This window comes from Micromonospora sp. IBHARD003, assembly GCF_056106285.1.
This window is the reverse complement of record NZ_JBWBBX010000001.1, coordinates 4,575,689-4,589,095: the sequence shown is the minus strand read 5'-3', so window position 1 is coordinate 4,589,095 and position 13,407 is coordinate 4,575,689. Positions and strand designations below refer to the sequence as shown.

At 67.8% G+C, this 13,407-nt stretch carries 13 protein-coding genes; 7 read left to right on the top strand and 6 right to left on the bottom strand.

Annotation, left to right across the window (positions count from 1 at the left end):
- The first annotated feature begins 71 nt into the window (after positions 1-71).
- The 3 genes from ACTWOL_RS20480 to ACTWOL_RS20470 all read left to right on the top strand — a co-directional run bounded on the left by ACTWOL_RS20480 (position 72) and on the right by ACTWOL_RS20470 (position 3,989).
- Positions 72-1,619: a right-handed parallel beta-helix repeat-containing protein gene (locus ACTWOL_RS20480; RefSeq protein WP_474298216.1), complete on the top strand. Its 1,548-nt coding sequence runs from the start codon at positions 72-74 to the stop codon at positions 1,617-1,619.
- Positions 1,620-1,705: 86 nt separating this feature from the next.
- Complete coding sequence (locus ACTWOL_RS20475; protein ID WP_474298215.1) at positions 1,706-3,175, top strand: right-handed parallel beta-helix repeat-containing protein; 1,470 nt, start codon at positions 1,706-1,708, stop codon at positions 3,173-3,175.
- Between the two features lie 142 nt (positions 3,176-3,317).
- Entirely contained in the window at positions 3,318-3,989 is a 672-nt protein-coding gene (locus tag ACTWOL_RS20470) for a GOLPH3/VPS74 family protein (RefSeq protein WP_474298214.1), read from the top strand.
- Between the two features lie 32 nt (positions 3,990-4,021).
- Here the strand turns inward: ACTWOL_RS20470 and ACTWOL_RS20465 are convergent, their stop codons facing one another.
- Positions 4,022-5,149 carry a CapA family protein gene (locus ACTWOL_RS20465; protein ID WP_474298213.1) on the bottom strand — a complete coding sequence of 376 codons (1,128 nt, stop codon included), beginning with the start codon at positions 5,147-5,149 and terminating at the stop codon, positions 4,022-4,024.
- A 72-nt stretch (positions 5,150-5,221) separates the two neighbouring features.
- Positions 5,222-5,647, bottom strand: coding sequence for a hypothetical protein (locus ACTWOL_RS20460; protein ID WP_474298212.1), 426 nt, complete (start codon positions 5,645-5,647; stop codon positions 5,222-5,224).
- Between the two features lie 175 nt (positions 5,648-5,822).
- Between ACTWOL_RS20460 and ACTWOL_RS20455 the strand changes: the two genes are divergently transcribed.
- Both ACTWOL_RS20455 and ACTWOL_RS20450 read left to right on the top strand, forming a co-directional pair.
- Complete coding sequence (locus ACTWOL_RS20455; protein WP_474298211.1) at positions 5,823-6,488, top strand: helix-turn-helix domain-containing protein; 666 nt, start codon at positions 5,823-5,825, stop codon at positions 6,486-6,488.
- A complete protein-coding gene (locus ACTWOL_RS20450; protein ID WP_474298209.1) occupies positions 6,485-6,721 on the top strand; it encodes a DUF397 domain-containing protein in 237 nt (78 codons plus the stop codon). Before ACTWOL_RS20455 ends, ACTWOL_RS20450 begins: the two co-directional genes overlap by 4 nt.
- Before the next feature lie 50 nt (positions 6,722-6,771).
- On the opposite strand, the gene ACTWOL_RS20445 is transcribed toward ACTWOL_RS20450, so the two are convergent.
- Complete coding sequence (locus tag ACTWOL_RS20445) at positions 6,772-7,230, bottom strand: carboxymuconolactone decarboxylase family protein (RefSeq protein ID WP_474298208.1); 459 nt, start codon at positions 7,228-7,230, stop codon at positions 6,772-6,774.
- Positions 7,231-7,479: 249 nt separating this feature from the next.
- Here ACTWOL_RS20445 and sigJ point away from each other — a divergent pair, with 249 nt between their 5' ends.
- Positions 7,480-8,364, top strand: coding sequence for an RNA polymerase sigma factor SigJ (gene sigJ, locus ACTWOL_RS20440; protein ID WP_474298207.1), 885 nt, complete (start codon positions 7,480-7,482; stop codon positions 8,362-8,364).
- Between the two features lie 263 nt (positions 8,365-8,627).
- On the top strand, positions 8,628-8,948 hold the full coding sequence (locus ACTWOL_RS20435) for a hypothetical protein (RefSeq protein WP_474298206.1): 321 nt from the start codon (positions 8,628-8,630) through the stop codon (positions 8,946-8,948).
- Positions 8,949-9,081: 133 nt separating this feature from the next.
- Here the strand turns inward: ACTWOL_RS20435 and ACTWOL_RS20430 are convergent, their stop codons facing one another.
- The 3 genes from ACTWOL_RS20430 to ACTWOL_RS20420 form a co-directional block, all read right to left on the bottom strand.
- Positions 9,082-9,357 (bottom strand): hypothetical protein, encoded by a 276-nt coding sequence (locus tag ACTWOL_RS20430; RefSeq protein ID WP_474298205.1) that lies wholly within the window; start codon positions 9,355-9,357, stop codon positions 9,082-9,084.
- Between the two features lie 240 nt (positions 9,358-9,597).
- On the bottom strand, positions 9,598-11,364 hold the full coding sequence (locus tag ACTWOL_RS20425; RefSeq protein ID WP_474298204.1) for a right-handed parallel beta-helix repeat-containing protein: 1,767 nt from the start codon (positions 11,362-11,364) through the stop codon (positions 9,598-9,600).
- Positions 11,365-11,615: 251 nt separating this feature from the next.
- On the bottom strand, positions 11,616-13,163 hold the full coding sequence (locus tag ACTWOL_RS20420) for a right-handed parallel beta-helix repeat-containing protein (RefSeq protein ID WP_474298203.1): 1,548 nt from the start codon (positions 13,161-13,163) through the stop codon (positions 11,616-11,618).
- Positions 13,164-13,407 lie beyond the last annotated feature (244 nt).

Here is a 13,407-nt window from a genome sequence, read left to right as displayed (position 1 = left end):
CATGTAAGGCACTTCGCCCCTTCCGGACAAGGGGCGTGACGGCCAGTCACACAGAAAGCGAGCCACGTCGGATGTCTGAATCACACGACACGGGTGCGGGCGGCCACGGGACCACGAGCACCCCGCACCGCCCGAAGACGGCGCTGCTGAGCCGTCACTGGAAGCTGGCCGTCCTCGCCGCGGCCGGCTTCGCCACCATCGTCGGCACCACCACGACGGTCACGGCGCTCGCAGGCGCCAAGTCCGAAGCCACACCCCAGTCCTCCCCCGGCCGCGAAGGGATGCCCGGCGGGGAGAAGCCCAAGGGGGGCGAGGGCAAGGAGAAGGGCTCCGCGTCCAAGGGCGGTGAAGGCAAGGGCGACGAGGGCAAGGAAGACCACGGCGACAAGGGTCATGGCGACAAGGGCTACGGCGACCACGACAAGGCCGACCAGGGCCATGAGAAGTACGGGCACCACGACAAGTACGACGACCACGACAAGACGTACGTCGAGTGCGACCCGAACGACCTGATCGCGGAGCTCGTCGACCTCAACGAGGACAGAGGCGGCACCCTCGTCCTCGCCGAGAACTGCACCTACACCCTCACCGCCAACCAGGACGGCAACGGCCTCCCCAAGATCATCCAGCCGATCACCATCCACGGCAACGGCGCCACCATCCAACGCGCCGCCAACACCGACCAGTTCCGCTTCTTCGAAGTCGGCTCCGGAGGCGACCTCAGACTCCGCGACCTCACCCTCACCCGCGGCGAGACCGCCGTAGGCCAGGAAGGCGGCGCCATCATCGTGAGGGCGGCGGGCCGACTCGACCTCGACCACGTCACGCTCACCCGCAACACCGTCGACGACCTCGAGGAAAACGCCGCAGGCGGCATCTACAACCAGGGCGTCACCACCATCCGCAACAGCACCCTCAGCCGAAACTCCGGCGAGGACGGCTCCGCCGTGTACAACGACGACGGCAAGCTGGAGATCATCAGCTCCAAGATCACCGGAAACATCTCCGACCCCGACGACGGTTACGCCGCGATCTTCAACAGCGGCGGCACCACGACCGTCTCCAAGAGCCTGGTCGGCTACAACTACGCCTACTACGGCGGAGGCCTCTACAACGACGTTGGCACGATCGAGGTCGACCGGAGCGCCGTCGTGTACAACCACGGGTACTACGGCGGAGGCATCTACAACACGGACTCGCTCTTCGTGCGCAAGAGCACCATCGCCTACAACACCGCGGTCGACTTCGGCGGCGGCGGCCTCCACCTCACAAGCGCCACGGTGATCGAGGACAGCAAGATCTACGACAACGCCGCCGTCAACAGCGACGGCGGCGGCGTCTACACGGCGGCCGGAGACACGGACATCGCGATCCGCAACACCAAGATCTACGGCAACCAGGCACCCGGCAACGGCAAGCGGGGCGGCGGCGTCTTCATCACCTCGGGCGTCATCAACCTGACCGACGTGAAGGTGACGAAGAACATCTCCGACGAGGAAGCCGGAGGCGTCCACAACAACGGCGGCGAGGTCAACACCTACGGCAAGGTCCGCATCATCGACAACGTCCCGACCAACTGCGAGGGCAGCCCCAACCCGGTCCCCAGCTGCTTCGGCTGACAGTCCGTCCGGTCAGACACGGCAGACCGTCGTCCGCCCCCGGTGTCCTGCACCGGGGGCGGGCGCACAGAAAGCGAGCCCTTCCGATGACCGAATCACAGAACCCGAGTGCGAGCGGGGGCAGATCCACGGGCGCCCCGCACCGTCTGAAGACGGCCGCGTTCAGCCGTCACGGGAAACTGGCGGTCCTCGCCGCGGCCGGCTTCGCCACCATGGCGGCCACCACGACGGTCACCGCCGTCGCCACCCCCAGGACCGAGCCGACGCGCACCACCCCGGCCCGCGACGGGATGCCCGACGACGACTGGTCCACAGGCAACCGGTCCACAGGCGACCGGTCCGCAGGCGACGAGGGCAAGGTGGGCGACAAGCACCACCGCGACCCCGACAAGGCCGACCAGAGCCACGAGAAGTACGGCGACCACGACGAGCGGTACGTGGAGTGCGACCCCAACGACCTGATCGCCGCACTCGTCGGCCTCAACGAGAACCGCGGCGGCACCCTCGCGCTGGCCAAGGGCTGCACGTACACCCTGACGGCCGGCCTGGACGGCAACGGACTGCCCAGGATCGTCCAGCCGATCACCATCCACGGCAACGGCGCCACCATCCGGCGCGCCGCCAACGCCGAGCTCTTCCGCTTCTTCGAAGTCGGCTCCGGAGGCGATCTGAAACTCCGCCACGTCAGCCTCACCCGGGGCAAGACCGCCCCCGCCGAGGACGGCGGCGCCATCGACGTGAACCCCGGCGGACGCCTCGACCTCTACTGCGTCACCCTCGAGAACAACACCGTCGACAACAGCATCACCGACAGATTCGGCGGGGCCCTCGCCAACCGAGGTGTCACCACGATCCGCAGTAGCACGTTCAGCGGAAACTCCGCCGAGGCGGGCGGCGCGGTCGTCAACGACGGCGGCAGCCTGGAGATCAGTACGTCCTCGTTCGTGCGCAACCTCGCCCGCGGCAGCGGTGGCGCCATCGACAACCAGTCGGGGACCGTGAAGGTCTCCAAGAGCCTGATCAGCAGCAACCACGCCCTCGACGGCGGCGCCGTCAACTCGGACGACCTGCTGGAGATCGAGCAGACCTCGGTCATCCACAACACCGCGACCGGCAACACGGGCGGACTACAGACCGTCGGTCCTCTCTACGTACGCGAGAGCACCATCAGCGACAACACCGGAGCCGCGGGACCGGGCGGCGTCTTCGTCCTCGGGTCCGGAGTGATCGAGGGCAGCAAGATCGCGAACAACTCCGCGGGCGGCGTGACCGGCGGCGGTGGCGTCTTCGTCGCCAGTGACGTGGCGATCCGCGACAGCGAGGTCACCGGAAACCAGGCACTCCGCGACGGCTCCCGGGGCGGCGGCATCCTCGTCCTCGGGATCGACCGCCTCGACCTCACCGACGTCAAGGTGACCGGCAACATCTCCGACGCACCCGCCGGCGGCGTCGACAACGACGGCATCGTCATCACCCACGGCAAGGTCCGCATCGTCGACAACATCCCCACCAACTGCCAGGGCGGCACCTTCCCCGTCCCCGGCTGCTTCGGCTGACCCCCGTCCGCCGTACTCCCGGGAACCGGCTGGACGGTCTGGCTGTCTCCTCACTCAGGGGAACGCAACGAGACCGACAGTAAGCGGCATAGAGGCCGGCTTCTGTCCTCACTGCGGAACGCATACCGAGGGGAGCCGTCGCATGGACGTCACGACCGTCACATTGGCCGAGGAGATCGCGCTGCTGTCGCTGGACGACACCTCCGGAGCGGCGAAGGACCGTGCGTCCGCCGGATGGGCCGTCGCGGGCGGGCTCCTGCTGGAGCTGGTGATGGCGGAACGCATCGCGGTCACCGACGGACGCCTGAGGGTGAGCGACCCGTCGCCGACCGGGGTCCCGCTGCTCGACGGCCGGCTGGAGCAGCTGGCCACCTGGGCGAGCCGCCCCGGCAAGCGCCGGGTGACCGACTGGCTGACCAAGGACCACACGAAGGCCGTGCCCGCGACGATCGAGAGCCTCTGCGCCCGCGGCCTGGTCGTCGAGGAGCGGCGCAAGGCGCTCGGTATCTTCCCCGTACGCCGCTACCCGGAGGCCGACGGCTCGGTCGAGCGAGCACTGCGCGCACGGCTGGACGACGTCGTCCTCCAAGGGGCCGCGCCCGACACCCGCACCTCGGGCTTGGTCGCGCTGCTGCAGGGAGCGGGACTGCACGGGCTCGCCTTCCCCGATCTGCCGAAGAAGAAGGTCGAGCCGCGGATGGCGGAGATCGCCTCCGGTCAGTGGGCGGGCGAGAGCCTGCGCGAGGCCATCCGCACTATGCAGGCGGCGATGGTGGCGATCACGGCGACCGTCGTGGTGACCGCGACGATGTGAGCCCCCGGCGACACCCGTGTCAGCGCCCCACGTCAGCGCCGCGACCAGCGCAGTGTCAGATACCCCTTGCCGTTCAGGTCCGGCTCCACCTGCGTACCGAACGTCCGCCCGGCCCTGCTCAGCACCTCGCTCAGCCAGCCGGAATCCGCCTCCGACGCGTGCTCCAGCCGCATCCGCCGGGCATGCATCGGCGCGATCAGCAGTTCCGCCAGCTCGCCCGTTCCCGGGTCGAGCGACGGGAAGTACATCAGCCGCAGGTCGTCGCGGTACCGCTCATAGCCGGTGATGCCCTCGTAGTCGTCGATCAGGTCGCCGCAGCCGTAGAGGATCAGCTTCTCGCGGTAGACCTGGATGGGCCGCGGATGGTGCGACGAGTGGCCGTGGACGATGTCCACGCCGCCGTCGATCAGCCGGTGCGCGAAGGCGGTCTGGCTCTGCGAGACGCCGTAGCCCCAGTTCGATCCCCAGTGGATCGACACCACCGCCAGGTCGCCCTGTCTGCGGACCGCCGCGATCCGGCGTACGAGCGCGTCGGCACTGCGGGCGGAGAGGTCGGGTATGTAGTCCACACCGGGCCGTCCCTCCTCCGCCGCCCAGCGCGAGGGGACTCCCGCCGACGCCATCGCGCACGACAGCACGAGCACCCTCCCGCCCCCGTCCGCCAGGTCCACGGCGACCGGCCGCCGTGCTTCCCGCACGTCCCGTCCCGCCCCTGCCGGGCCGAGACCGGCCCGTCCGAGCACGTCCACGGTCTCCTCCAGGCCCCGGTGTCCGAAGTCGAGCACGTGGTTGTTCGCCAGCGCGCAGACGTCCGGCCGTGCGGCCGCGAGGAAGGGCATGTTGTCCGGGTGCATGCGGTACGCGACGGCCTTGCCCGGCGCGAAGTCGTCGCTGGTGGTGACGCTGCTCTCCAGATCGATGACGCGTACGTCGGGGCTCATCGCGTCGAGCACGTCCAGGGCGTCCCCCCACGGCCAGGAGAAATCCACAGGCTGGGGAATCTTTCCGCTGACCGCTTCGGCGAGGGCCACGTAGTCGCGGGCGTCCCGGATGTAACCCTCCCGCAGCGTGGGGTCACCGGGGTGCGGCAGGATCTGGTCGACGCCCCGGCCCGGCATGACGTCGCCGCTCAGGAACAGCGTGACGAGCCCCTGGCCCATGCCCCCGATTCTCCCACCGCGCGCCGGGCACGGCCGGACGTGCGGAGCCGTGTGCCCGGTGGGCCTACGGGCTCACGCCCGGGGCCCGGCCGTCCCCTCCCGTTCCGACCCACGGCCGAGCAGCTCGGACGCCGCAGATCGCAGCAGCAGCGGATGGACGAACCGATGACCGTCCTCCGGGGGAAAGCGCCAGGCCAGCGGCCATGTACGACCCTGCAGTGCGGGGACGGGCACATAACTGACGTAGCCGGGAGAAGAGTTGAAGCGGGTCACCCCGCGCGGCCAGGAACGGTGGGCCGTACTGCCGGTCGGCAGCAGGAAGTAGACGCCCTGACGGCCGTTGGCCTCGGTGACGACCGGGCCCGGGTCGCCGCCCGTCAACTGCCCGAGGAGGTCGGCGAGACGGCGCCCGTCGTCCCCGTCGACGCGCACCGCGTCGAAATGGACACCTGCTTTCCGGAGCTGGAATCCGCTCTCGGGAATCCAGTCGATGCTCACGTGACGAGTTTCTGCCTTCACAACTCCACTTTGCTGGATTCCCGTTAGCGTTTTACCTGACGCGGCCGAGGTGTCGCAGGCCGGTTGACCTGCGCAAACATGCCTTGATCCGGGTCGAGTTCGGCGGGGACTGGTAGTGACCGGTTGAGTCCGGTCGAGTCGAATGGTGATCACGATGGCGCGAGCGGAGAACAAGGAAACGGCGGGTCCGGCGACACGGCTGGTCGCCGATATCGCGCGCAAGATGCGTGCGCGGAAAGGCTTGACGCAGGAGCAGCTCGGCAGGGAGCTGGGCTATACGGCGGCTGCCGTGAGCGCGATGGAGACGTGCTCACAGCCGGCGAGCGACGCGATGCTCGTCAAGCTGGAGCAGGTCCTCGGGGACGGGATGGGCATCTTCGAGCAGGCGCGGGAGTACGTACGGCTGGACAAGTATCCGGCGCAGTTCAAGGACTACGCGGGGCTGGAGCAGAAGGCGATCGGGCTGCATCTGTACGCGACGCTGGTCGTGCACGGGCTGTTCCAGACGGAGGCGTACGCACGGGCGCTGATCGGCGGAGGCTATCCGCCGCTGCCGGAGCACCATGTGACGTTGCAAGTGCTGCCGCTGGAGGCGGGGCTGAGCAGCGACTACGCGGGAGCACGAGGCAGCATGACCCTGGTGGAGACGCCAGAGCACGACCACCTGGTCTACCTGGAGCCCCAGGACGAGAGTCTGCTGATCAAGGACCCGGGAAAGGTGAGTACGTACGCCCAGCGGTATGCGAAGATCCGGGCACAGGCCCTGGCCCCCCGTGAATCGCTGGGCCTCATCGAGCAGTTGGCGGGAGAGCAGAGATGACGGACAGCCTGCGCTGGTTCAAGTCCAGCTACAGCAGCGACAGCGGCGGCGAGTGCATCGAAGTGGCCTTCGACTGGCACAAGTCGTCCTACAGCAGCTCCAGCGGCGGCGACTGCGTCGAGGTCGCCGCCTGCCCCCACACCGTCCATGTCCGTGACTCCAAGGTCACCGACGGCCCCGCCTTCGCCGTCGCCCCGGACACCTGGACGGCCTTCATCGGCTGGGCGGAATGACCCGTCGGACGGGCCCGGCCATGAGCCGGGCCCGTACCGCACGGGGCATGTCAGGCCCCCAGTGAGCCCGCGACCGCCCGGGTCGAAGCGTTGAGCCGGTTCCAGACGTTGATCGTGGCGATCGCGATCAGCAGCGCGCTGAGCTGCGCCTCGTCGTAGTGCGCGGCCGCCTCGTTCCAGATCTCGTCCGGCACCGGGTCGGAGGAGTCGGCGATGCGGGTGACGGCCTCGGTGAGGGCCAGGGCCGCACGCTCGGCGTCCGTGAAGAACGGGGTGTCGCGCCAGCCCGCCACGGTGTCGATGCGCTCGTCGCTCGTACCGGCCTTGCGCAGGTCGCGGGCGTGCATATGGACGCAGACCCCGCAGCCGTTGATCTGGCTCGCCCGCAGGTTGACCAGCTCCAGCAGCTCGTCCGAAAGCCCCGTCGACTTGGTCGACTTGCTCAGCGCCAGCAGCGCCTGCATGGCGGACGGGACGACGAAGGCGGGGTGCTTCATGCGTGCTTCCATGGTTCTCTCCTCGAGATCGAGTCTCAGCTCTTCGGTTTGGATCGTCACTGCACTGACGGATCGCGACGGGAGAATGTGACCGGTGGACGAAAAGAATCTCCGGCGAGCGCTTCGAGGCGCACCGGACGCATCTGCGCTCCGTGGCGTACCGGAGCTCCCTCGGCTTCTGGTCTGCCGAGACCCCGGCGTCGTCTTCGGCCGGGGCTGAATCCCAGCCCGGCCCGTACCCGCGACGGGAGAATGTGACGCATGGACGCCAACGAGTTGCTCGCCAAGCACTTCGAGACCCATCGCCCCCATCTGCGCTCCGTGGCCTACCGGATGCTCGGCTCGCTTGCGGAGGCCGACGACGCCGTACAGGAAGCATGGCTGCGCCTCAGCCGCTCGGACACGAGCGACGTGGAGAACCTGGGCGGCTGGCTGACGACGGTCGTGGGCCGGATCTGCCTCGACATGCTCCGGTCGCGGACGTCACGGCGTGAGGACCCGCTGGACGTCTATCTGCCCGATCCGATCGTCAGCAGCATCAGCGGCACCGATCCCGAGCAGGAGGCGATGATCACCGACTCGGTCGGGCTCGCGATGCTCGTGGTGCTGGACACGCTGCCGCCCGCGGAGCGGCTGGCGTTCGTGCTGCACGACATGTTCGCGGTGCCGTTCGACGACATCGCGGACATCGTCGGGCGCAACGCGGCGGCGACGCGGCAACTCGCGAGCCGGGCGCGGCGGCGGGTCCAGGGCGCCGTGCCGGAGCCGGAGACCGATGTCGCCCGGCAGCGGAAGGTCGTCGAGGCGTTCGCCGCGGCGTCGCGCGGGGGCGACTTCGAGGCCCTCGTCTCCCTGCTCGACCCGGACATCGTGCTGCGGGTGGACGGCGGGGAGTTGGCCCCGGCCCTGTCGAAGCTGGTGCGCGGGGCACGGGAGGTGGCGAGCCAGGCTTGGATGTACCGGCGCTTCGCGCCGTTCGCCCGCCTCGCGCTCATCAACGGCGCGGTGGGCACCGTCACGGCGCCGGAGAGCGAGGCCATGTCGGTCATGGCGTTCACCGTCTCGCACGGCAAGATCGTCCGGCTCGACATCCTCGCGGATCCGGAGCGGCTGGCGCGGATCGATCTGACCGTGCTGGACAGCTGAGCTGCCGCCCGGCTTCCTCATGCGACAGGAGCGGTGCGGTCCGGGTGCGGCGCCCGGACCGCACCGGCGTTGCGGCGCTTGTAGACCTCGCGGTCGAAGGGCGGCGGGTGGCCGCCCTGGCCACCGCGCACGGGCATGCGCGCATGGACGTCTTCATGCCGGCAAGGAGTTACGGGGCAGCCCTGGGGCATCGGCCTACGACGTCTTTCAGACTGGGCTTTTATTGCAAGTCCGAGGCATGGCTGCGCAGTTAGCCTTGGCTCATGCCTCAGCGAATCATGTACGTGCAGCTGAAGACGGGATATGGCACCGACCGCGGCCCATCGTGGATCGCCTGGGTCCGATTCTCCAAGACCTGGAAGACGGCTTACTTCCACGGTCGGACGCTACGTCGTTGGCCAGGCATGTTCGACGCCAACTTCTACGACGTGGAAACGGAGGAGGAGTTCTGGGTCTCTGGTCCCAAACGCGACCAGTCCGACAGTCGGTACAGCCGGGCCCTGCCGGAAGTGGACGAAGACGCCCGCGACTCATATGAGGCGTTCCTGCAGGGAGCCTGGCTGCCGGGGCGTGAGCACGGGTAAGTGATCCCAGCGCAGTGCCGCCACATGCGCCATGGCTCCGCCCGGACGGCCGACGAATCCCGCAAGGGACAGCCGATGCGCCAGTCAGTCCTGGGGGCAGCCCCCCGAGCGGAGCCAGAGCGATCACCACGGGTCAGTCCCAGAGGGAGAGGGCCAGGACCGTGGCGGCGACCGGGATCAGCAGCCACGGCTCTGCCAGGACCATGAGCCCGGTGAAGATCAGGGCGAAGTACGCCAGTGCCTTGGCGGTGCGCCGCTTGGCCTTGTTCTTCTTCGTGCCCTTGTTCTTCTTCGAGTCCTTGTCGTGAAGCGCCTCCGCGCCGGTGACCGCCTCGAAGACGGCGGTTTCGGTGTTGATCGCGGTGGCGGTGGCAGTTGCGGTGGCGAGGTTCGTGTCGGTGTTCGTCATGGCACTCAGCTTCGTCGCGAGAGCACCGGTCTCGCGTCGGCGAAGCCCGCCTATCCAGGTGATGACCACCGACGCGTACGTAGTGCCCGCACGGTGAGAGTGGGTCCATGAACACGGTGATGGATCACGCGGAAATCGCTTTGTGCGTGATCCATGCAACCGGCCGGTGACGTGCGCCCGCCCCCGGTGAGGGGAGCCGGGGGCGGGGCGAGGGGGGCGCGTACCGGAACCGGACGGTTGTCAGCCGAAGCAGCTGGGGACGGGGTTGGGGCTGCCCTCGCAGTTGGTCGGGACGTTGTCGATGATCCGGACCTTGCCGTGGGCGTTGACCGTGCCCCCGTTGTACACGCCGCCCGCGGGCTCGTCGGAGATGTTGCCGGTCACCTTCACGTCGGTGAGGCTGACCTCGTCGTCCTCGTCGACGAAGATGCCACCACCCCTCCCGCCGTTGCCCGGCGCCTGGTTCCCGGAGATCTTCGTGCCGCGGATCGACACCTCTTCGTCGTCCTCCAGCACGGTCTGGATGCCGCCACCGTCCCCGTCGACGGCGGCGTTGTCGGTGATCTTGCTGTCCTCGATCACCGCGGAGTCATGGAGCCGGAGGCCGCCGCCTCCGTCCGCGACGTTGCCCTTGACGGTACTGTGCTGCACGAACAGCGAGCCCTCGTCATGGAGGATCCCTCCCCCACGCTCGAGGGCGACGTTGTTGATGACGGCGCTTCGCTCGATCTCCGTGACGCCTCCCTCGTTGCGGACGCCGCCACCGAAGAGGGCGCGGTTGTCGCTGATCAGGCTCTTGCTGATCTTTGTGGTGCCGCCGTCGTTGGTGATCGCGGCGTTACCGTCCTCGGGATCCGCCACATTGCCGGTGATCTTCGAACCGGTGATCTCCACCTTGCCGTCGCTGTTGTAGACGGCGGGACCGTCGCCGAACGTGTTGTAGCTGAAGGTGCTGTTGCGAATGATCGCGATGCCCTCGTTGTAGATACCCGCCCCGTCGTCGAGCTGGAAACTGACGGTGTTACGCGTGATGGTGACGCGGTCGACCTCCAGCCGCCCCGCAGAATGGACTTTGATGGCGCCGCCGTTCTCGCCCGCCAGAGACTTGCCACGGGTGAGGGTGAGGTTGCGGAGCTTCAGGGCACCGCCGGACCCGACCTCGAAGAAGCGGAATTCGTCCGCGTTGGCGGCCCGCTGGATCGTGGCGCCGCTACCGCGGATGACGATGGGCTGGATGATCTTCGGCAGACCGTTGCCGTCCTGGTTGGCGGTCAGCGTGTAGGTGCAGTCCTTCGCCAGGACGAGCACCCCGCCGCGGTTCTCGTTCAGGTCGACGAGCTCCGCGATCAGGTCGTTCGGGTCGCACTCCACGTACGTCTTCTCGAAGTGGCCGTACTTCTTGTGGCTCTTGTCGTGGTCGCCGTAGCCCTTGTCGTGTTCGTCGCCGTAGCCCTTGTCCCCGTGGTCTTCCTTGCCTTCGTCACCCTTGGAGCCGTAGTCCTGCTCCTTGCCCTCGTCGCCCTTCGACGCAGCCGGCTTCTGCTTGCCCTCGTCGCCCTTGGATGCGGCGGGCTTCTGCTTGTCACCCTTGCCGGTCTTCTCGCCTTTGGCCTTGGAGCCGGAGTGGTCGTCTCCCTTGTCGCCGTTGACGTCGCCCGCTTCCGGGCCGGAGTCGCCCGCTTCCGGGCCGGAGTTACCGGCCTCCGGACCGGGGTTGCCGACCGCCTCGCCCAGGAAGGCCGCGTCCTCGGCGTCCTCCAGATCCTCGGCGGTGGGAGCCGCGGCGGGCGGCGCGGCCTTGCCCTTGCCGTCGCCCATGACCGCCGCGCCGACCTGCTGCGACCCGGACTTCTCGGAGTCCCTGACGGCGACGATGGTCGTGGTGGCCGCCACGGTGGCAAACCCGGCCGCGGCAAGAACGGTCATCCTCCAGTGACGGCTCAGCAACGCCGCCTTCGGAAAGCGCGGCTCGCCGGCACCCGCGCCTGTGCCCTGTGATTCAGACATCCGACGTAGCTCTCTTTCTGTGCGTGACGAGCCGTCATGCCCCTATGCGAAGGAGCGAAGGAGCCACATAGAATCACAAGAAAAGACTTAAATGGGACAATACGCCTAAGCGTGTCGGGGAAATGTAGCCCGGACCCTATGTCCCTCCCCTGGGTGTGCGGGCGCGCGCCCGCACCCCGGCGGGGGAAGCCGGGGGCGGGCGCATGGGGGGGGTGCCGGGGCGGCTGGTGAGCCGCCCCGGTCGTTGGGTGTCAGCCGAAGCAGCTGGGGACGGGGTTGGCGCTGCCCTCACAGTTGGTCGGGACGTTGTCGATGATCCGGACCTTGCCGTACGTCTCGACGGTGCCGTTGTTGTGCACGCCACCGGCAGGCTCGTCGGACAGGTTCTTCGCCACCTTCACATCGGTCAGCCTCAGGACGCCGGTACCATTGAAGTCGGAGCCCTCATTGAAGATGCCACCGCCCCTGGCGCCATTGCCGGGAGCCTGGTTACCGATGATCTTCGAGTCGCGGATCGAGACCTCTTCATCCACTTCCAGGACGACGTTGACACCGCCACCAGTGGCTTCGCTCTCGGTGACGGCATTGTCGACGATCTTGGTGCCCTCGATCGACGCCGGCTCAGTGAGGTCGACACCGCCTCCGTTCTCCCCGGCGACGTTGCCTGCGACGAGGCTGTCGCGCAGGTAGAGCGGCCCGGAGTCGCTCGTGATGCCACCGCCCTCCTCCGAGGCGAAGTTGTGGAGGAAGGCACTCTCCTCGGCTTCCAGTAGGCCGTCGTTGTGCACACCGCCACCGTCTTGGGCGGTGTTGTGGCTGAGGAGGCTCTTGCGGATCTCCATGACCCCGTCGTTGTAGACGGCAGCAAATCCGTCGTCGGGGTCAGCGGTGTTGCTCGTGACCTTGGTGTCGGTGATCTCCACCTTGCCCTCGTCGTTATAGAGGGCGGAGCCGTCCTGGCCTGAGTTCCTACTGAACTCGCTCTTGCGGATGGTGGCGATACCCTCGCTGTAGACGCCTCCGGCGTCGCCCTCATCGAGGTCGTCGACGGTGTTGTAGGTGACGTGGACATCGTTGAGTTCGAGCCGCCCTGCGGGGCTCACCTTGATGGCGCCACCGTCTTCCTCGAACGCGGCCTTGCCGCGGGTGAGGGTCAGCCTCCGCAGCTGGAGGTCACCACCCGCACCGACCTCGAAGAAGCGGAACTCGTCCGCATTCGCCGCACGCGCGATCGTCGCACCGTTACCGAAGATCGAAATCGGCTGAATAATCTTCGGCAGACCGTTGCCGTCCTGATTCGCCGTCAGCGTGTACGTGCAGCCCTTCGCCAGGACGAGCTTCCCACCACGCTTCTCGTTCAGCTCGACAAGCGCCTCGACCAACTCGTTCGGATCACACTCCACATACCGCTTGTCGTCATCCTCGTACCCGCCACGCTTCTTGTGACCGTAGCCACCGTCCCCGTGATCACCTTTGTCCTCGTGATCGCCCTTGTCCCCGTGATCCGCCTTGCCCTCGTCCCCCTTCGACGCGGCCGGCTTCTCCTTGCCCTCATCGCCCTTCGACGGGGCACCCTTCTCCTTGCCCTCGTTGCCCTTGGCCGCCTTGGACTCCTTGGCTTCCTTGGCTTTCGGAGCGGCACTCTTCTCCTTGCCTTCGGCGCCATTGCCCGAGGGGGTCGACCCGCTCGCGCCTTCTTCGGCGAGAGACGACGGTGCGAGCGCCTCAGCCGTCCCCGCTTCCGCGGCGGACGCGACGGTCGAGGTCCCGACGATCGTGACGAAACCGGCCGCCGCCACAACGGCGACTCTCCAGCGACGGCTCAGCGCCGCCGACCTGGCACGACGCGGAACACCCGCGCCATCCATGCCCAAAGATCCAGACATCCGATATAGCTCGCTTTCTCCATGACAGGCCGTCACACCCCTTACCGAAAGGAGCGAGATGCCCTACATCAAATCATAAGAAATGCCTAAAATCAGACAATCGCCTCGTTACGTGTCGTGGGTGTCACGAACGACACCCGGATGCCTCCCCGCGCAC

Coding starts and splice junctions, on each gene's coding strand:
- ACTWOL_RS20480 (WP_474298216.1), top strand. CDS start 72: ATGTCTGAATCACACGACACGGGTGCGGGCGGCCACGGGACCACGAGC.
- ACTWOL_RS20475 (WP_474298215.1), top strand. CDS start 1,706: ATGACCGAATCACAGAACCCGAGTGCGAGCGGGGGCAGATCCACGGGC.
- ACTWOL_RS20470 (WP_474298214.1), top strand. CDS start 3,318: ATGGACGTCACGACCGTCACATTGGCCGAGGAGATCGCGCTGCTGTCG.
- ACTWOL_RS20465 (WP_474298213.1), bottom strand. CDS start 5,149: ATGGGCCAGGGGCTCGTCACGCTGTTCCTGAGCGGCGACGTCATGCCG.
- ACTWOL_RS20455 (WP_474298211.1), top strand. CDS start 5,823: ATGGCGCGAGCGGAGAACAAGGAAACGGCGGGTCCGGCGACACGGCTG.
- ACTWOL_RS20450 (WP_474298209.1), top strand. CDS start 6,485: ATGACGGACAGCCTGCGCTGGTTCAAGTCCAGCTACAGCAGCGACAGC.
- ACTWOL_RS20445 (WP_474298208.1), bottom strand. CDS start 7,230: ATGGAAGCACGCATGAAGCACCCCGCCTTCGTCGTCCCGTCCGCCATG.
- sigJ (WP_474298207.1), top strand. CDS start 7,480: ATGGACGCCAACGAGTTGCTCGCCAAGCACTTCGAGACCCATCGCCCC.
- ACTWOL_RS20435 (WP_474298206.1), top strand. CDS start 8,628: ATGCCTCAGCGAATCATGTACGTGCAGCTGAAGACGGGATATGGCACC.
- ACTWOL_RS20430 (WP_474298205.1), bottom strand. CDS start 9,357: ATGACGAACACCGACACGAACCTCGCCACCGCAACTGCCACCGCCACC.
- ACTWOL_RS20425 (WP_474298204.1), bottom strand. CDS start 11,364: ATGTCTGAATCACAGGGCACAGGCGCGGGTGCCGGCGAGCCGCGCTTT.